Below are 18,584 nucleotides of genomic sequence, written 5' to 3' on the forward strand. Positions count from 1 at the left end.
CTGGGGGTGATGAAGTGGTTACCTTCGTCTTTATCATTAATGTAGGATTAATGCTGTTGTTAATGGCAGTTTTTGATTCGGTTATTTATGAACGTGGTTTTTTTCAAAGTTTATTTGATATTTATCCGTTTGAATTAGGAACGAGAAGGACGATTGTCTCATCTGTCGCCGTCCTCGGATTTATAATAGCGGTCTACATTGATTACAAAGATCGAAAAAAGAGCACTAATCAACAAACAAGTGAGTGAGGCTACCTATGAAGGCAAATGGAAATGACAAAATTTCATTATGGCAATTGTTTATTTTGATCATGATTTTTGCCATTGGAACCACTGTCGTTGTTGGGGCAGGAGAAGAGGCTAAACAGGATTATTGGATCGCAGAATTAATTGCAGCATCATTTGGTGTTGGAATCGTCTTCGCATATTTTTATTTAATTAAATTTGCAGACCAACGAAATTTATATGAAATGCTCTTTTTTGCTTTTGGGAAGTATATGGGGACTTTGCTTGTTTTGTTTTATTCACTCTATTTTTTTTATATTGCATCTAGAAACATACGTGACTTTGGGGAACTAATGAAAATTACCATTTTACCGATTACACCACTAGAAGTCATAACGATTGTCATGATGATTCCAGTCGTTTACACCGTCTATTTAGGGCTTGAAGTACTGGCTCGGGTAACGGAAATTGTCTCTCCTTATGTATTAGGAATATTAATATTGGTTGGATTGTTACTTTTCGTTAGTGGGGAATTAGAATTAACTCATTTGCTACCGGTATTGGGAGACGGATTTGGGCCCGTTTGGGAAGCTCTTTTTCCAACCCTTTTGACCTTTCCATACGGAGAAGTGATCGTATTTACGGTCATTATGACAGCGACTACGAAGTTTTCGTATGTTGGCAAGGTAGGGGCGGCGGCAGTTGCACTCAGTGGTCTATTAATTACCTATGCAAATATGATTCAAATTACCGCATTAGGTGTGGATTTGAAAACACGAACTCTTTTTCCACTTATGACGGCGGCTAGAGAAATCATGCTCCTTGAATTTATTGAACGTGTTGATATTCTAGTTGTTTTCATTTTAATGACTGGTGTATTTATTAAAGTTAGTGTGTTTTTCTATGCTGGGTTAAAGGGGCTTGAACATGTGTTTAAGCTACCGTATCGTAAACTGATTGTTCCAATTGCTTGTTTAATTCCGTTTTTTGCCGTATTAAATTCTGTTAATATTGTAGAACATTTCGAAGAAGGATTGGTCATTGTTCCTTATGTTCTCCATCTTCCTCTGCAATTTGGAATACCTCTTTTGCTCTTTTTCATCATTTGGATGAAAAAGAAGAAGCAGAAAAAATCCGTTTCAGGAGGGGTTGCATCATGAAGAAAGTATTCAAACAAATCATCTCCTCAATGAAAGTTGATGACCAAAATCAAGTCACGACTCCAGAAGATCTTATTGAAGATCAACATGGCAAAAGGTCGATCTCACCTTCCATAAAGAAAAACGAAGAAGTGGTTAACAAAGAGTTTGCTCAATCCTATGATTTTATTTCTGAGAAAGTCTTTATTGGGAAGCAGGAAGGCCTTCTTTGCTATTTAACAAGTATGGTTGATCCGCAAACGGTCTCAGAAACCATTCGACCAGCTCTTGCGGACGCCTACCAAGTAAAAAGAGACATTTCAAAAGCTACGGATTTTGATCAATTTCAAAAAGAATACTTTTCAAGCAATGATACGGTTTCTCTGCAGTACAACCATGAAGTATTATGGTATATTCTTTCCGGTTATACGATCTTGCTAGTCGATGGTGTGTCAAAAGGACTAGCAATTAGTACGATAACAAACGAGAGTAGAGGGGTTGAGCAATCCAAAACGCAAACGATTATTCGTGGACCTCAAGACAGTTTCACAGAAGCAAAATCGACGAATGTTAGCTTAATAAGAAGAAGGATCAAAAATCCCCATTTGAAAGTGGAAAACTTCACAGTAGGAAAAGATACGCAAACAGCTGTGTGCGTCGCATATTTAGATCATGTTGCAAGTAAGGAAATCGTTGATGAAGTTAAGAAGCGAGTACAAGAAATAAAGGGTAGTGCGGTTTTTGATTCTGGAAACATTGAAGAATTTATTTCTGATCGCGTCATTACACCTTTTCCAATGCTCTATCATACAGATCGACCTGATACAGTTGCCGCTGACATTGTTGAAGGTAAAGTAGCGGTCATTGTAGATGGGACTCCTTTTGTGTTATTAGCTCCTGTTGTGTTTACAGACTTCTTTCAAGTAAGTGAAGATTATTATCAAGGCTTTATGATGGCATCCATGCTCAGAATGTTGCGTTACCTTGCTTTTTTAATTGCTTTACTTTTGCCATCCATGTATATAGGTTTAACAACGTACCATCATCAGTTAATTCCAACTGGTTTAATTGTAAGCATTCAAGCGCAGCGCGAAGGAGTACCTTTTCCAGCTGTCGTAGAATTGCTGTTAATGGAAGTGACGTTTGAAATATTGCGTGAAGCAGGTGTGCGGATGCCCAGAGTTGTCGGACAGACTGTGTCCATTGTCGGGGCCCTCGTTATTGGACAGGCAGCAGTAGAAGCGGGAATAGTTTCTCACTTTCTTGTGATCATTGTAGCCTTAACAGCGATGGCAGGGTTTGTTTCACCAGTGTATTCATTTGCGAATGCAACAAGGTTGCTGCGCTTCATGCTCATTCTTATGACTGCGGCGTTAGGCCTTTTTGGCACATTAACAGGCTTTTTACTAATTATTGCTCATTTAGCTAGTTTACGTTCATTTGGCGTTCCTTATTTAGCGCCAATGGGACCGTTTATATTAGAAGATCAAAAAGATGTATTTGTTCGCTTGCCAATTCAATTAATGAAACGTAGACCGAATTATCTTCATCCGAAAGCCGATGTAAAAGAACCACAGCCACAGCCGCTCCCTTCACAAAATCAGAAGGAGGAACAATCATGAAGAGAAAGGTAGTTGTAGTTGTGTTGCTTTTGTTGCTTCTTGTTAGTGGTTGCTGGGATCGGAAGGAGCTTGATGATGTATCGTTAGTTACAGGATTAGCGTTAGAGCAGAGCGAAGATAAGGCATTTAGCTTAACGATTGAAGCGATAAATGCAAGTGAACTAAGCGAACGAACAGCAGAGGGGCTAGCACCAACAATCACATATGAATTAAAAGGTTTGACAATGGCTGAATTGTTAACAAAGATGAACATGGGAATCACAAGAGAGTTGAATTTCTCTCACACGAGAACATTGATTGTGGATGAAAAAGTGGCAGAAGAAGGGATTTCACGTTTTCTGCAATTTCTTGAGAAAAGTGGACAATTTCGAAATGATTTTCAGATACTCGTTTCAAAGGGTGTCCCCGCAACCGATATTATTACAACAACCTATCCGATTCAAAAAGTTCCATCGATGAAGATGTATGAACAATTTTCGACGATTCAAGAAAATTGGGGAGGTTATCCAGATTCCAATCTAACTGATTTTGTTTTCGCGCTAACGTCCCCCGGGAGGCATCCTGTTGCTGCAGCGGTTACAATTGAAGGAAATGAGGAAGAAGGCCATCATATTGATGACAACAAAGAAATCGATCTCGACGCCATTATCGTGTTTGACGGCTTAGCGTTATTTCATAAAGATCAATTAATTGGCTTTTTGGATGTGGAACAATCGAGAAATTTTATGTGGACACAGGATCTAGATCGAACGACAGCGACTGCTTCTTGTGGGGAAGATGGCTACTTTGCCGTACAAATATATAATTCCAATTCAAAAGTTGAAGCATCTTATGAGAATGATGTTCCTTCTTTTAAGCTAAGAGTCATTATAGAAGGAGATATTCACGACAACCAATGTCCGGATGGATTAGACGAGATTGCTACGTATGAAAAGTATCAAAAAATTATGGAAGAGCATTTAGAAGAGAAAATTAAAAAATCAATAGAGGATATTCAAGAAAAATATGGAGTTGATATTTTTGGATTTGGTGAACATTTAAGCAAACAGCAATATAAAAAGTTTAAAGAACACAAAGATGATTGGGACGCGGAATTTGCTAAGGCAGAGTTTTCAGTGGAAGCATCGGTTTATATTAGAAGAGATGGTATGAGAACGAAAAGTTTTATTGAACAGGTTGATGAATAGACTTTGGGGAATCGGCTCGTAACATGTTATAGTAAAAAGAGAAAATGTAGAAAAATTTTTACAGGTTGAAAGGATGTTTTGTATTTGAATGAATTACACTCTTTCGGATGGTACGCAGCTAGATTAAAACCGTATTTACCGAAAAAAGCATTTAATCCTGTCCCAGCTCGTTTATGGGGAGGCCTAGCTTATTTGCTCATCGTCATCGGCTGTCTGATTACAATAGGGATGGTCGAGATGTCGCCACTGTTTTATGTCCCATTATCTATCGTAATTGGATTTAGCTTTGCCTCCCTCGGCTTTTTAGGGCATGAAATTTTGCATGGGACAGTTGTCAGAAAACCATGGCTTCGTGACTTTTTAGGGGCAGTAGCTTTTTGGCCATTAAGTACGGGCCCGAAGCTTTGGAGAAAGTGGCATAACTTGTCTCATCATGTTCACACACAGCACGAGGAAGAAGACCCCGATTCATGGCCGACGTTTGACCGAATTAAAAGAAGTCGTCTTCTTTGTTGGGTGTACAAGCTGCCATTACCGATCCGTGCTTTCTTTAGCTTGTGTTCGTTATCGTTTCAGTTTACGGTTCATTCATTGAATATGTTTGCGACCTATGTGAAGGAATTCAACCCGAAAAAGCGTCCAGCTGTCTTTTTTGAGATGATTTTACCATGGATGACATGGATTGGATTACTTGTTTGGGTAGGACCGGTAAAATGGCTTTTTATGTTTTTGATTCCATTACTTATAGCAAATGTCATTGTGATGGCTTACATATCGACGAATCATCGCCTGAACCCAACGACTGAAGTGAACGATCCGTTAGCTAATAGTTTAACCGTAACAGTACCTAAATGGGTAGATGTGCTTCATTTCAACTTTTCTTATCACACAGAACACCACTTATTTCCTGGAATGAGCTCTAAATATTATCCATTGGTTAAAAACCTAATTAAGGAAAAGTGGCCAGAACGATATCATGAAATGCGCTTTGATCATGCATTAATCGCTTTATGGAAAACACCTCGTCCGTATTATAATAGTCATGGTCTAATTGATCCTAGTAATGGAAATGTATATGGTACATTGGGACATGGGTTGCAAGCACAGACCATTAAAGAACAGTTGTCGACTTCATTAAATAAGTCAAAAATCGAAGAAATGGTCGTCAATCCAAACAAACAATTTGATAAATAATTTTAATGATGAAAAACCATTAAGGAAGCACGAGTCCTGTCCTTAATGGTTTTTATTTTATGGATTTGTTGACCATAGCCCAGCAGATTTAATAAAAATACGCGGGTGTAATTTCAATTGAGCAACCATGTATTCAGCTAAATCTTCTGGTTGCATTACTTTCTCTGGATTTCCGTCAGTTAAATTCTCTTTGAATGCAAGTTCGGTTGCAACCGTACTTGGTGTTAAAGCTGTTACGCGTATGTTATGTTTACGAACTTCTAGAGCTAACGATTCTGTTAAACCGAGCAAACCGAATTTAGAAGCACTATAAGCACTTGTAACAGGTGCACCTTTTTGACCAGCTGTGGAAGAAATGTTAATAATGTCTCCACCATTTTTCTCAATTAATTGCGGAAGAACCGCTCGTGTTACATAATACACGCCTAGTAAATTCACATCAATGATGTTCTTCCATTCTTGTGGATCTAAGTCTAAAAATGAGCCAAATTTTGCTGTACCTGCATTGTTAATTAAAATATCAGCAGGTCCTAATTCGTTCGTAATCTGCTCAACAGCTTTTTCGACTTCTTCTAATGAAGAAACATCGACTGTTGCATAGGCTGCTTTCTGTCCAATTGCTTCAATTTCGTTTGCTACCTCTACTAAATCAGCTTCTGTACGTGCCAGTAACCCAACTTGAACGCCTTCTTTTGCTAAGGCGATGGCGGTAGCTCGTCCAATTCCTTTTCCAGCTCCAGTAACAATGGCTACTTTTCCTTGTAATGATTGTGCCACAATTCAATCTCCTTTCAGTATGTAGAATAGGATTGTATTTTACATCCTACAAATAATAGAGTCAAAAAGAATGCTCCTAACAATTTCCGACACCTTTTTCGAAAAAAAGAACGTATAATGAGAAATATAGTAGATTTCCAACGTTGTTCTATGAAACATAACAAGATTTTTGGTATGATAGTAAAGGGAGATAATCTGTCAATGTTTATTCTCATTTACTAGACATCTTAAGAACATGTATAAAGGGGTTTTGAATTTGCAAAAACGTACATATGAGATTAATAATGGCGAAGTGAAACAAGCAATTGAAAAAAGTGGTTTGGAATTACGAGAATTTGCTTTATTAAGTCTTGAAAAAATGAATGTGAAATCAAAGAAAAAACGTATTCGTCAGAAAGCTTTAAAGAAGGCATTTACTCAAAATGAAGTGGCAAAAGAAATTTTATTGATGGTTCAAGGTAAGAAAGAAGTAACGGCAAACGTTAAACAAGAAGAGAAAGCTGAAACAATTAGTGAGTCTGTATCAGTTCGTGGTCTTCCGGTAACATTTCTTTTGAAACTAGGAAAAAAATACTGTAAAGAAGAAGACGTAGTCAGGTTCTACTATAATGCTGAGAAAGAACCATTTTACAAGAATAAGAAGTTATTAGAGCAAATGTTGGAAAGTTGTCCTAATCAGCTTGATGCGGAAGAACTAGTAGCATTCCAACAAGACGTCCAAGCTGAATTAGACAAAAGGGCAAAGAAATAACGATGAACAAGAGTGGACAAGTTAGTGTGCAAAAAGGGTTTTCTTTTTGCAACTTCCTAATTGTCGCACTCTTTTTTTTTAAAACCTTTCGCTTCAACTTCACAGTAAATCTCTCGAAAACACTCTTGTCAGTTAAGTAGTTCTTGTATTCTCGCGTTGAACTATTTACAATTATTACATATGATGCCAAATTCAACAAAGGGGTGTTTGCTTGTGACGACAACTGTTCACTTTTTGGAAAACAGTGTAAAAAAACCGAAACCGAATGCAGATCAAATTGCTTTTGGAAAGCATTTCACAGATCATATGTTTGTGATGGACTATGAGACAGGGAAGGGCTGGTTTGATCCACGAATCGTTCCATATGAACCGATTACTCTTGACCCAGCTGCGATGATCTTTCATTATGGACAAACCGTATTTGAAGGGTTAAAAGCATATCGAACGAAAGAGGATCGAATTTTATTATTTCGTCCTGAAGAAAATTTTAAAAGACTAAATTTATCGAGTGAACGATTAAGCATCCCTGAAATTGACCAAAACTTAGCACTTGATTGTTTAAAGGAGTTGCTTGAAGTAGAGAAGGACTGGGTTCCAACGAAAGAAGGAAACTCTCTATACATACGTCCGTTTGTGATTGCTACAGAACCCAATTTAAGTTTGGCTCCTTCTCAAACATATCAATTTATCATCATTTTATCTCCGGTTGGTTCTTATTATAAAGAGGGAATTCAGCCAGTTCGTATTCATGTTGAAGAAGAATATACAAGGGCTGTTCGCGGTGGTACAGGTCGCGCTAAAACCGCTGGGAACTATGCTGCAGCATACAAAGCTCAAGAAAAAGCCACGAAAGAAGGGTATTCCCAGGTTCTTTGGTTAGATGGAGTAGAGAAGAAATACATCGAAGAAGTAGGAAGCATGAATGTTTTCTTTAAAGTCAATGGAGAAGTGATTACACCAGAATTAAATGGAAGTATTCTAGAAGGTATTACGAGAAAGTCCATCATTGAAGTATTAAAAGATTGGAATGTTCCAGTAAAAGAAAGGAAAATCTCCCTTGAGGAACTGTACGACGCCTATTCAAAAGGCCAAGTGGAAGAGGCATTTGGAACAGGAACAGCGGCTGTTATTTCTCCGGTCGGTGAATTGAATTGGGGAGAGAAAAAAATGATCTTCAATGATGGGCAAATTGGAGATTTGTCGCAACGTCTGTATGATACACTAACTGGCATTCAAACAGGGGAAATCGAGGACCCATACAACTGGACTGTCGAAGTGAAATAATTGGAAAAAAGGCGTAAATTCTCTTAGTGAGAAGACGCCTTTTTATGTTCTCTAGGATTTTCTAGAATGACTGGCTTTCTTTTTTCATGATCTGGAAGTTTTCCAATGATGTAGATACTATACTTCCATTTTGATAGATAATGAATAGTCGCAATGGACAATAGCGTACTGAAACTAAATAAGAAGAAGACATACATTGCGTTTTGTGGAAGAGCAACGGATTCATTCAGAATGTTTAGGACCGATAGATAAAACATGTGCACCAAATAAATACCAAACGAATATTTGCTAATCCATTTAAAGAAAAAAGGAAGCTTCCTTATCTTTTGTGCGAGGTAAAACAGTAAGAAACAAATGGCAGTAGTATGGAAAAGCAAGTCAATTCGCTTTGAGCTATGAACGACTAGTAATTCACTATGATAAGCAAATAACAATATACCTGTAGTTATAAATGGTGCTAATAAGATAAACCTTCTATTTTCTTGCAACCACTTACGAAACCATTCATAATTTCGTCCGCAATAATAGCCTAAGAAATAGTAAAAGATCCATCCGGGCATTGGTACCCAGTAAAATCGCTCCCAAATATATGTTGAAAATGGCCATGACTGTGGTGGAGAACCAAAGTTGAAAATGGCTAGGTAGATGAAGTTTATGAAAAACGCTGTAACAAGGACATGTTTTGGTTTAAATGTAGTTAGATGGTGCGAGAAAAAGGCATGCAACAAATAAAATTGAAACAAGATCAAAATAAAGTAACCATGAAAATCGCCCACTATAGCATTTAAAAATAGTTTTTGCCCCCAATCTAAAACTGTGGTCGCATAGGGGAGTGAATAAAAAAGAGCCATACTTAAAAACGGCAAGAAAATAAACAAAAATCGTTTTTTTAAGAAAGAAGGAGGAAGCTCCTTATCTTTATAAGAGTAAGAAATTAGAAATTGTGAAATAAAGATAAAGAGCGGTGTCCCAAAGTATAAAATCAAGTGCAAAGAGTCGAGTAGTGTGACCATGTACATTTGTGTTTCACTCGAGTTGAGTCCTAGCCCAATTGAATGTAATAGAACAATGCTTAAACAGGCAATGCTCCGTAATAAAAAAATTTCATTTACTGTATTCGTTTGTTTCATTGATCATCCCACCAAAAATACCTAATGGGGCTATTTGGCATAGGTAGTTGATCTTTTTCCAAGTAAGTGAGCGTTTTTTGTTCAACAGCCGACCATGTCTCTTTCCAATCAACATCCATAATCTTATCAGCTACCTTAAGGACGAGATAGCCAAATAACGCTCCACCAACTAAGTCAATAACCCAATGGATCCCTAGATACACCGTTGAAAAGATAATCCCAATATTTAAAATCGTATAAAAATATTTAATCATCTTAGATTTTTCACGTAATGCTAGTAAAATGGTAACTATTGCTATCGAGGTGTGCATACTTGGAAAAACGTGATTTAAACTTGGAATGATCGGTTCAGTAACAGTTCGATAGCCTAATAATGGATCAATATAATTCGTTCCATACCAAAGGTTCTGAATATACCATACTTGATGACCATCCACCCAAAAGTGAAAGGGAAGGATCAAAAGATATTGCAAAAAGTGGCCGGCAAACATGGCAAGCAGTATTTTGCGTGGCTGACCTGTCACCAAATAATAAAGGCATAATCCAAGAATACAAAATACAAAACCGTGTATATAAATATAAACAAAAAAACGATCAAGCGAAGGCGTCGATAACTCCCACAACCACATGCCATCATTAAATGGGATACTTGCTAACAATGGATCGATATACACTTTGAACTCAAACAATCCATTTGGATTGGCAATCTCCCATTGTAATTGCCAAATGTGAATGACAAATGTAGTTAAGCTCAGTACGATGTAAAAGCCTAAATAAACAAGGGACTGTTTAATTAAAGGCTTTTTGAAATAAAAATATTTATAGGAGAGGATAATCGGAAACAGCAAAATTAAAAAGAACTGTAAACGTTCCCAAATTGGATGCTGGGGAACGTGTGGCAAAAACCAAATGAGACCAGTTAACGATAATAACAGTAGAAAGATTGTTTTAAGCGAAAGATCTTGACCATTTTTTATCATCATCATCACCTAGAGTTTAGTCTTGTAAGTGTTTATTATTGTAACGAATGAATGTGAGCAAACTTTTAGAAAAATATTAAAAAACTATTAAATATAAAGAGTGGTTTTTGTAAAGAATGTTGCTATGAATGATCCTTATTCAAGTACCTCCGAAAGCTAAAGCTGAAGTCAATGGAACAAACTCGTCCTCTTTAACTACCAGAAAAAACTACAACGTATGTGAAAATAACCATAAAAAGGAACTAAAGGATAAAATCATCCTTTAGTTCCTTCATTAATGTATGTTTCTTCAAAGTTTTGGATAACGATGAACGGGGAACTTGACAGTGAATGTAGTTCCTTCTCCTAATTGACTACTTGCTGTTATCGTACCATTATGAAGATTGACTAACTCTTTTACGATGGCTAACCCAAGTCCAGTACCTCGTCCTTTTTTCGTTCGAACTCGGTCTACTTTAAAAAATCGATCCCATATACGTGCCAAATCATGAGACGGAATTCCAATGCCGTTATCAGTGATGGAAACGAGTACCTCGTTTTGTTCGAGGGTTATACATATGGCGATGGATCCGTTTTCGGTAAACTTATTGGCATTGTGAATGATGTTTTTAAAAATTTGTTCTAATCGAAGTGAATCAGCTAATATAAGAGGGACATCTTTGTCACAGTGAATATGAATTTTGTTTTCTTTTTCTTTAATCGATGGTTTTAAATTATAGACAACAACGTCTATTACTTCTCTGATATGAATGTCATATAAATCAAGAGAAACTTCATTTTTCTCTAATTTAATCAAATCCATTAGGTCATTCACTAAATGGTTTAGATACTCAGTTTCCCTATACATGATGTTGAAGTATTTTTGCTGAGATTCAGGGTCTTTAACTAAGCCATCTTGCAATGCTTCAAGAAACCCTTTCATCGCAGTTAAGGGAGTTCTGAGTTCGTGGGAGATATTTGCTATGAAATCGTTGCGTTTTTGTTCTAATGAATCACGTTCTTTTTCAATCTGATCCAATTTTTCAGTCATACGGTTAAAAGACTTTACTAATTCACCGACTTCATCTGGTAAATGATGAGATACTCTTTTTTGGTAATTACCTAAGGCAATTTCGTTAGCTGCTTCTTCCACCCTTCGCAAAGGTTTGGAAATCGTCCAAGATAAATAAGAGACTGAAAGACCAACAATGATGAGACCGCCTAAAATGGCCCAAAGGACGATTTCACGAATGTTTCGAACGGTGGATTTAATACCAGCTATTGGAGAATGAAGAATAATTCCACCGCGAATCTCGTCGTCATCATACCAAGGAACAGCAACAGACAACATGGGTCTTTCTTCTTCATCAATCTGCATAACTTGAATGCTGTTTTGCCCTCGGAGAAGGTCCTCCATTAATGAATCATGAATAAGCTCTCCAATCATCATATCGCCAGAAGAAGCTGCAACAATTTCACCAGATTCATTCATTAACCAAATATTATAAGAAGAAAATTGACCTAAGTTTTCAATTGTCTGAGTTATGTTTGCTGTCCTCTCCTCTGTACTCTGAATCGTTGCATTCACATTTCGTGCTTGGCGTAACATTTCTTGCCTTTGTTGATTTGTTAAGTAATCTGTTGTTGAGATGGAAATTTGGATCCCTATTAAGGCTATTCCTAAAATAAAGATGGTGAAAAAGCTAAAAAGCAACCGTCTAAATAAACTTTGATTCAGCCACCTCATTAATTTTTTGAACATTGAAATTGATAACCTACCCCCCACACTGTTTTAATGCAGCCAATATCAAATTGGTCAAACTCGGATCGAATTCGTTTAATATGAACATCAACAGTTCGAATATCACCGATGTAATCGTAACCCCAAACATGTTCAAGCAATTGTTCACGCGTCACAACTGTTTGGGAATGTCGAACTAAATAAACAAGCAAATCAAACTCTTTAGGTCTTAAAAAAAGGTTGTTCCCCTTTACGATGACTTCCCGACGGTTTACATTCATGTCAAAGTCTTGAAAGTGATACAATTCTTCTTGGCCATTTGAAGGTTGAACGGAGGTTCGGCGAAATATGGCTTTAATGCGGGCAAGAATTTCTCTTGGACTAAAAGGCTTTGTGACATAGTCGTCTGCTCCGATTTCAAGGCCAAGAACACGGTCAACTTCTTCTGCTTTTGCAGACAGCATAATAATGGGGATATCGGCTTTTTTTCTGATTTCTCTACAAACCTCATATCCATCTATATCAGGCATCATAATATCTAATAAGATAATGTCGGGTTTATCAGAAGCAAACAATGTTAATGCTTGTCTGCCATTATTGGCTTCAATTACGTCAAAATTATTTTCTTGAAAATAAAGGCGAATGATCTCGCATACATTCGGGTCGTCATCTGCTACTAGCACTTTTGATTTTGCCAAATGGGTGCCCTCCTAGTTAGGATCATAATCATCTTTATGTTCGAAACAGTTGGAATAGAATAAAGGATATGAGGAAGAGGTTTTTTACTTATGTCGTTTAATCAAAAGAGTGCATGGTTTTAGCAGTGATTTGACATCCTAATACTTATGAGTTAGTGAAAAAGAGAGGATGAAAAAAAATGGACTCAAATTTAGCGTATCTCCGTGAATCTTTATCAAATCATCTAGAGGACCATCCAATTTGCCAACGAATTTATCATAAGCTCGAAACGAAACAGTATAAAGACGAAGATGAGTTTGTAAACGACCTGGAGGACAATGAAGCCACTATCTTGAATTTAATTTTGCAATACGAATTGGATTATGCTAAAAATGAGCAAGATGAAGAACGACTGCAACAATTAAATGGAGTTTATGAACGTCTACTAGTGTAAGCAGCGCAATTTTGCGTTGCTTTTTCTTTAAGTGCGACTATATAGGGCATTGTCTTAAAAAGCCGTTTTGGTAAATTGAACAGAAATCTAGTATAATAGATTTGATTACTGTTCTTGAAAGGGAAGACGTCTATGAATATCTCATTTTTCTTAGTACCAAAAGCAGAAGTGGCTTTTTTAGATTTGGATTCAACCATGAGACAAGCGTTAGAAAAAATGGAATTTCACAAGTACTCTGCGGTCCTATCATTGATCGACACGGGAAATATGTTGGCACCTTAACAGAAGGTGACTTATTATGGCAAATCAAATACACTGATTCCTTTACACTCGAACTTGCTGAGCAAATACAGTTAAAGGAAATTCAAAGAAAAATGAAAAATAAGCCCGTTCGAATTAATTCGAAGATGACGGACCTTCTCACATTAGCGATCTCACAGAACTTTATTCCTGTAGTCGATGACCATGGAATTTTTATTGGGATCATTAGAAGACGAGAAATTATTGAATATTATGCCAACTTAGTTGAAAAAGAAAATGATCAAGAAGATAATCTTGTGAATTGAAAAGGGGACCTATTAGAATGTCATACTTTGCAGCTATTTTATTAATGAAAAATCCTGAATTAAATGCTACATATCGTGCTGAGCACTTAGCCTATTTAGAGCAACTTGAAGCTAATGGAAACATTTTTGCGAAAGGACCTTTTGTTGATGGTGCCGGCGGACTAGTAATTTACAAAGCAGATTCTTTTGAGGAAGCGAAAAAATTAGCTGAAGCTGACCCATATGTGATTCAAGGTGTTAGAACTTTACAATTGCATGAATGGGGTATGGTTCAATCGTAAAAAGCGTAAGGTAACCAGATAGCCTGGTTGCCTTTTCTTTTTTTGAAATTTTGACAAATGATTTATTCTCGTAGATAATAATCTATTGAACTTTTTTATGAATCGGAGGCCTTTTTTTGAAAACGAATAATCAGTTGCCATTTGCCTATGACAGAAGCCAACCATTTTTTGAGCGTTTAAATGAATGGGTTGGTGATGTTTTTTACGATATATTGCCTGAAGCTGGATTAGAGCTTCGTGATGAACAAGTTTATATGGCGTTTCAAGTAGAAAAAGCTTTCATCGATAAGAAAATTATGTTTGCAGAAGCTGGAGTCGGGACGGGAAAGACGATTGTCTATCTTTTGTATGCATTATGCTATGCAAGATATATGAGAAAACCTGCTATAATCGCATGTGCGGATGAGTCTCTTATTGAACAATTAGTTAAAAAAGGAGGAGATATTGATAAATTATCAAAAATCTTGGGGCTTAATATTGATGCGAGATTAGCGAAATCAAAGGAACAATACCTATGTTTGCAAAAGCTTGATCAAGAACGAGCCAAAGATGATTATGATGAACTTTATGATGAAATTCACGTCGAACTTCCTTCCTTTGTTCATGCAAATGAGACCTTACAATCGTTTCATCATTATGGAGATCGAAAAGAATATCCGCATTTAACGAATGAGGAATGGAATAAAGTCGGTTGGGACTCCTTTCAAGATTGTTTTGTCTGTGACAAGCGTCATCGCTGTGGACAAACATTATCGCGTGAGCATTACCGGAAATCAACCGATTTGTTAATCTGCTCACATGATTTCTATATGGAACATGTGTGGACATATGATTCTAGAATTCGAGAAGGACAATTGCCTCTTTTACCTGAAGCGAGTACCGTGATTTTTGATGAAGGTCACTTGCTCGAAGTAGCAGCTCAAAAAGCATTAACGTATAAAATGCGTCATGACGTGATGGAAGAACTGCTCACGCGTCTTTTGGAAAATGACGTAAGAGAAGAGTTTGCTGTTCTTGTGGATGAACTGATTTCTCAAAGTCTTCATTTTTCTTATGTTCTCCGTGATCATTCAAAAAAGGTAGAAGGGTCAAACCGTAAAGAACTAGTGTTTACTTCAGAGGTTTTAGAAGAAGCAACTCGAATGACGCAATTGATTGCCAAGCTTGAAGATGAGATCGTATTTGAAAGTGAAATGTATACGATTGATCAATATCAATTAAAAATTGTTGAAGAGCATCTGGATATGATTCATCATGCGTTAAAGATTTTTGTTGGTGTTGACAATGCTATTTCGTGGGTGGAAGAAAGTGAATTTGGTATAACGCTTGTTATTATGCCACGTCTTGTTGAAGAGGTATTAAAAGAAAAAGTGTTTTCTAAAAAGCTCCCGTTCCTTTTTACCTCTGCTACCTTATCGACAAATGAGTCTTTTGATTATCTAGCTAATAGTTTAGGAATTGAAGAATATGCATCGTTCTCTGTGGAGTCTCCTTTTGATTATCGTGAGCAAATGGAGTTGTTTGCCCCAGTTGTTCATAAAATAGAAGAGAAGATTGAGCATACTAAATGGCTTCTTGAAGAGACAAATGGACGAGCTTTGCTATTATTTACGAGCGAAGAAGAGCTTTTGCAATTTAAAGATCTTGTCCATAATGATTCAGATTTTTCAAAGTGGAACATTCTATTTGAAGGAGATCAGGAAATTAGTCAGCTTATTTCCATTTTCCAGGAACAAATAGAGACGGTTTTATGTGCAGTTAGCTTATGGGAAGGTCTTGATATTCCAGGAGAATCTCTAGCAAATGTGATTATTTGGTCACTTCCTTTTCCTCCAAACGATCCTGTTTTTGAAGCAAAACGAAAAGCGAGTGATCATTCGTTTGATTCGGTTGATATTCCCCACATGCTGCTACGGTTACGTCAAGGAATTGGACGATTAATCCGCACACATGAAGACAAGGGGATTGTTACGATTTTCGATCAACAATTATATGATAACAGTGATTTGCTGAGCCGTGTTAAAGAAGTGCTCCCAGCTGGTGTGGAACTAAAAGCAAAGCGCTAATAATAGATGGTATTTACTTATATGGACGAGTTCGGTAATCTAGTAAGTGAATACATACATTATTGGCGGGAGAGGATTCATACATGATTAAAGCAATCTTTTTTGATCTCGATGACACGCTGCTTTGGGACCAACGCAGTGTAAAAAAGGCATTTGAAGCAACTTGTAAGCTAGCAGCTGAGAAGTACAACTTAAATTCAGATGAACTAGAGGAAGCTGTTCGTAAAGAAGCAAGTGAGTTGTACGCTGGCTATGAGACGTATGAGTTTACAAAAATGATTGGGATTAATCCTTTTGAAGGGTTATGGGGCAATTTCTTAGATGAGGATGACCATTTTAGAAAAATGAAAGAAATCGTCCCAACATATCGGAAGGACGCTTGGACTAAAGGGCTACTAGCTCTCGGTATTGATGATCCTGATTTTGGCCATGAATTAGCAGAGCGGTTTCCAGTAGAACGTCGTAACCATCCTTTCGTTTATGATGAATCCTTTCGCGTATTGGATCAGTTAAAGGAAAAGTATCGACTATTGCTCCTAACAAATGGCTCGCCTGATTTACAAAATACAAAGCTGGACATAACACCAGAACTTGTCCCGTATTTTGATCAGATTATCATTTCTGGCGCATTTGGTCGTGGAAAGCCTGATCCAACAATCTTCGAGCATGCTTTAGAAAAAATGGAATTAACAAAAGACGAGGCTATTATGGTTGGAGACAACTTAATGACGGATATTCTAGGTTCTTCCCGTGTTGGGATGAAATCGGTTTGGATTAATCGTCATCACAAGGAACGTAATGAAGTGGTTCCTACTTATGAGATTACAAACTTAGAGGAATTGTACGATATTTTAACTGAATTAAATAAATAAGAAAGAGGGCGCATTGTGTCGCCCTCTTTTCTTATTTTGTTTCTAATCGAAATAAATGGAGTTTCTTGGTTACATTAGATGATGTGAGGTGTCATCATCCATCAAAAAGAACAGTTACAAAACATCACTTTAAAAAAGTTAGTTAAAAACCGTTTACAAGTTATCGGTTTAGTTATAAACTGATAGGGTAACATAAAGGAGTGCATGCGTTTGGCTGAAAACGAGACGCTTGGAAAACAAGAAGTTCGCCTAGGATTATTGCTTTGGTTTCGTCTAGCAAGGTTTTATAATGAAAGCAACCGAAAATCAAATCAACATGTAAAAAGCTGGGGATTAACAATTGCTCAATTTGATTTACTTGCACAAATTGGAGTCCATCAACCCATTTCACAGCAGGAGCTTGCAGAAAAGTTGTTCGTAAGCAAAGGCAATATTACACAAATGCTTGTGAAATTGGAGAAGCTAGAGCTAGTTGAGCGGAAACAAGAGTGGCGCGTAAAGAGAATCACCTTAACGCCTAAAGGAGAACAGTTGTTTCAAGATGTCGTGCCTAAACAAGAACGATTTCAAGCTGCTCAATTTGCAAAGCTAGATTATCATGAACAAAAACAGCTACTTTCTTTATTAAAAAAATTAGATCAAGTTAGCGAATAACAAAAGGAGTGAGAGAATGGGCGTGAAACCTTTATTAGGGCAACATCATGTGTCAGCCATTACAGCTAATGCGTCGGAAAATTATCGTTTTTATACGAAAGTGCTTGGTCTTCGACTTGTCAAAAAAACGGTTAATCAAGATGATACCTCTATGTATCATTTATTTTATGCAGATGAGAGAGGAAACCCTGGAACCGATTTAACTTTTTTTGAAATCCCTCATGCAGGAACGACTTATAAAGGGAATAATAGCATTTCCCTTACTTCTTTAAGAGTCCGAAATGATAAGGCTTTAACTTACTGGAAAGAACGGTTGGAACAGTTTGAAGTAGAGCATGAAGGAATTAAGTCAAAATACGGACGAAATGTGCTTTCTTTTCAAGACTTTGAAGGTCAACGACTAGAGTTTGTTTCAGATAAAAACAATGATGGAGTTTCAGGTGGAAAACCGTGGGATCAGAGCCCCGTTCCTGTTGAATTTGGGATTATTGGTTTAGGTCCTATTCATTTAACGGTTCCGAAATCCGAACTCACGGCAAAAATCTTAACCGATGTCATGAAGTATCGTGAAAAAGATTCGTATCCATCGGTTGTCGAAGGCCAGCCGTCTATACGTGTATTTGAGACAGGAGAAGGAGGAACAGGTGCTGAAGTCCACTTAGAGGAACGTACGGATCTACCGAGGGAGCGCCCTGGTCGTGGAAGTGTCCATCATGTTGCATTTAGAGTAGAAACGGAAGAAGAGATGAGGAAATGGGTAACTTATCTTAAAGAAATTCGAGTTCCTAATTCGGGGTTTGTTGAGAGGTATTATTTTCGTTCTCTTTATTTTCGTGAGCCTAATGGCATATTATTCGAGCTTGCAACAGATGGTCCTGGATTTGAGGGTGATGAACCCTTCGAACAATTAGGTGAAAGGCTTGCTTTGCCACCCTATTTCGAGGATCAACGTGCTGAAATTGAAGCGAAAATAAAACCTCTACAGACAAAAGGAGAATAAATACA

Annotated in this window: 18 protein-coding genes and 1 pseudogene; 14 read left to right on the top strand and 5 right to left on the bottom strand. The window is 37.2% G+C overall.

The annotated features are described in order from the left end of the window. Positions 1-14 precede the first annotated feature (14 nt). From JCM9140_RS01935 to desB, 5 genes are all read left to right on the top strand, one after another. Entirely contained in the window at positions 15-248 is a 234-nt protein-coding gene (locus JCM9140_RS01935) for a hypothetical protein (protein WP_034741583.1), read from the top strand. An 8-nt stretch (positions 249-256) separates the two neighbouring features. Further along, positions 257-1,384 carry a GerAB/ArcD/ProY family transporter gene (locus JCM9140_RS01940; protein WP_034741585.1) on the top strand — a complete coding sequence of 376 codons (1,128 nt, stop codon included), beginning with the start codon at positions 257-259 and terminating at the stop codon, positions 1,382-1,384. Continuing rightward, positions 1,381-2,985, top strand: a complete 1,605-nt coding sequence (locus JCM9140_RS01945; RefSeq protein ID WP_034741588.1) for a spore germination protein — start codon at positions 1,381-1,383, stop codon at positions 2,983-2,985. Before JCM9140_RS01940 ends, JCM9140_RS01945 begins: the two co-directional genes overlap by 4 nt. Next, complete coding sequence (locus JCM9140_RS01950; RefSeq protein ID WP_052001999.1) at positions 2,982-4,172, top strand: Ger(x)C family spore germination protein; 1,191 nt, start codon at positions 2,982-2,984, stop codon at positions 4,170-4,172. The genes JCM9140_RS01945 and JCM9140_RS01950 overlap by 4 nt, the downstream gene beginning before the upstream one ends. Before the next feature lie 84 nt (positions 4,173-4,256). Beyond that, complete coding sequence (gene desB / locus JCM9140_RS01955) at positions 4,257-5,366, top strand: Delta(10) desaturase DesB (protein ID WP_052002000.1); 1,110 nt, start codon at positions 4,257-4,259, stop codon at positions 5,364-5,366. Between the two features lie 57 nt (positions 5,367-5,423). On the opposite strand, the gene JCM9140_RS01960 is transcribed toward desB, so the two are convergent. Then, positions 5,424-6,143, bottom strand: a complete 720-nt coding sequence (locus JCM9140_RS01960) for a 3-ketoacyl-ACP reductase (protein WP_034741593.1) — start codon at positions 6,141-6,143, stop codon at positions 5,424-5,426. A gap of 256 nt (positions 6,144-6,399) precedes the next feature. Between JCM9140_RS01960 and JCM9140_RS01965 the strand changes: the two genes are divergently transcribed. Further along, positions 6,400-6,894 (top strand): hypothetical protein, encoded by a 495-nt coding sequence (locus JCM9140_RS01965; protein ID WP_034741595.1) that lies wholly within the window; start codon positions 6,400-6,402, stop codon positions 6,892-6,894. 183 nt (positions 6,895-7,077) lie between these two features. After that, positions 7,078-8,178: a branched-chain amino acid aminotransferase gene (locus JCM9140_RS01970; protein WP_052002009.1), complete on the top strand. Its 1,101-nt coding sequence runs from the start codon at positions 7,078-7,080 to the stop codon at positions 8,176-8,178. A gap of 23 nt (positions 8,179-8,201) precedes the next feature. Here the strand turns inward: JCM9140_RS01970 and JCM9140_RS01975 are convergent, their stop codons facing one another. The 4 genes from JCM9140_RS01975 to JCM9140_RS01990 all read right to left on the bottom strand — a co-directional run bounded on the left by JCM9140_RS01975 (position 8,202) and on the right by JCM9140_RS01990 (position 12,706). Next, positions 8,202-9,308 carry an acyltransferase family protein gene (locus JCM9140_RS01975; protein WP_052002001.1) on the bottom strand — a complete coding sequence of 369 codons (1,107 nt, stop codon included), beginning with the start codon at positions 9,306-9,308 and terminating at the stop codon, positions 8,202-8,204. Beyond that, complete coding sequence (locus tag JCM9140_RS01980; RefSeq protein ID WP_034741597.1) at positions 9,305-10,288, bottom strand: phosphatase PAP2 family protein; 984 nt, start codon at positions 10,286-10,288, stop codon at positions 9,305-9,307. The genes JCM9140_RS01975 and JCM9140_RS01980 overlap by 4 nt, the downstream gene beginning before the upstream one ends. A 289-nt stretch (positions 10,289-10,577) precedes the next feature. Further along, positions 10,578-12,029 carry a sensor histidine kinase gene (locus tag JCM9140_RS01985; RefSeq protein ID WP_052002002.1) on the bottom strand — a complete coding sequence of 484 codons (1,452 nt, stop codon included), beginning with the start codon at positions 12,027-12,029 and terminating at the stop codon, positions 10,578-10,580. Next, positions 12,014-12,706 carry a response regulator transcription factor gene (locus tag JCM9140_RS01990; protein WP_034741600.1) on the bottom strand — a complete coding sequence of 231 codons (693 nt, stop codon included), beginning with the start codon at positions 12,704-12,706 and terminating at the stop codon, positions 12,014-12,016. The genes JCM9140_RS01985 and JCM9140_RS01990 overlap by 16 nt, the downstream gene beginning before the upstream one ends. Positions 12,707-12,885: 179 nt before the next feature. On the opposite strand from JCM9140_RS01990, the gene JCM9140_RS01995 reads away from it, so the two are divergent. The 7 genes and pseudogenes from JCM9140_RS01995 (at position 12,886) to JCM9140_RS02025 (ending at position 18,579) form a co-directional block, all read left to right on the top strand. After that, positions 12,886-13,140 carry a hypothetical protein gene (locus JCM9140_RS01995; protein WP_034741602.1) on the top strand — a complete coding sequence of 85 codons (255 nt, stop codon included), beginning with the start codon at positions 12,886-12,888 and terminating at the stop codon, positions 13,138-13,140. Positions 13,141-13,272: 132 nt separating this feature from the next. Further along, a pseudogene (locus JCM9140_RS02000) lies at positions 13,273-13,706 on the top strand (CBS domain-containing protein). A gap of 17 nt (positions 13,707-13,723) precedes the next feature. After that, positions 13,724-13,987, top strand: coding sequence for a YciI family protein (locus JCM9140_RS02005; protein WP_034741605.1), 264 nt, complete (start codon positions 13,724-13,726; stop codon positions 13,985-13,987). 116 nt (positions 13,988-14,103) lie between these two features. Further along, entirely contained in the window at positions 14,104-16,053 is a 1,950-nt protein-coding gene (locus tag JCM9140_RS02010) for an ATP-dependent DNA helicase (RefSeq protein ID WP_034741607.1), read from the top strand. A gap of 83 nt (positions 16,054-16,136) precedes the next feature. Continuing rightward, positions 16,137-16,925: an HAD family hydrolase gene (locus tag JCM9140_RS02015; protein ID WP_034741610.1), complete on the top strand. Its 789-nt coding sequence runs from the start codon at positions 16,137-16,139 to the stop codon at positions 16,923-16,925. 210 nt (positions 16,926-17,135) lie between these two features. Continuing rightward, entirely contained in the window at positions 17,136-17,579 is a 444-nt protein-coding gene (locus tag JCM9140_RS02020) for a MarR family winged helix-turn-helix transcriptional regulator (RefSeq protein WP_235715251.1), read from the top strand. Positions 17,580-17,595: 16 nt separating this feature from the next. Then, entirely contained in the window at positions 17,596-18,579 is a 984-nt protein-coding gene (locus JCM9140_RS02025; protein WP_034741615.1) for a ring-cleaving dioxygenase, read from the top strand. The last annotated feature ends 5 nt before the right edge of the window (positions 18,580-18,584 follow it).

This window comes from Halalkalibacter wakoensis JCM 9140, assembly GCF_000513095.1.
Classification (GTDB): domain Bacteria; phylum Bacillota; class Bacilli; order Bacillales; family Bacillaceae_D; genus Halalkalibacter; species Halalkalibacter wakoensis.

Excerpts from the sequence above, each read along its gene's own strand:
- JCM9140_RS01940 (WP_034741585.1), top strand. The coding sequence starts at position 257 with ATGAAGGCAAATGGAAATGACAAAATTTCATTATGGCAATTGTTTATT.
- JCM9140_RS01945 (WP_034741588.1), top strand. The coding sequence starts at position 1,381 with ATGAAGAAAGTATTCAAACAAATCATCTCCTCAATGAAAGTTGATGAC.
- JCM9140_RS01950 (WP_052001999.1), top strand. The coding sequence starts at position 2,982 with ATGAAGAGAAAGGTAGTTGTAGTTGTGTTGCTTTTGTTGCTTCTTGTT.
- JCM9140_RS01970 (WP_052002009.1), top strand. The coding sequence starts at position 7,078 with ATGCCAAATTCAACAAAGGGGTGTTTGCTTGTGACGACAACTGTTCAC.
- JCM9140_RS01975 (WP_052002001.1), bottom strand. The coding sequence starts at position 9,308 with ATGAAACAAACGAATACAGTAAATGAAATTTTTTTATTACGGAGCATT.
- JCM9140_RS01980 (WP_034741597.1), bottom strand. The coding sequence starts at position 10,288 with ATGATAAAAAATGGTCAAGATCTTTCGCTTAAAACAATCTTTCTACTG.
- JCM9140_RS01985 (WP_052002002.1), bottom strand. The coding sequence starts at position 12,029 with ATGTTCAAAAAATTAATGAGGTGGCTGAATCAAAGTTTATTTAGACGG.
- JCM9140_RS01995 (WP_034741602.1), top strand. The coding sequence starts at position 12,886 with ATGGACTCAAATTTAGCGTATCTCCGTGAATCTTTATCAAATCATCTA.
- JCM9140_RS02005 (WP_034741605.1), top strand. The coding sequence starts at position 13,724 with ATGTCATACTTTGCAGCTATTTTATTAATGAAAAATCCTGAATTAAAT.
- JCM9140_RS02015 (WP_034741610.1), top strand. The coding sequence starts at position 16,137 with ATGATTAAAGCAATCTTTTTTGATCTCGATGACACGCTGCTTTGGGAC.
- JCM9140_RS02025 (WP_034741615.1), top strand. The coding sequence starts at position 17,596 with ATGGGCGTGAAACCTTTATTAGGGCAACATCATGTGTCAGCCATTACA.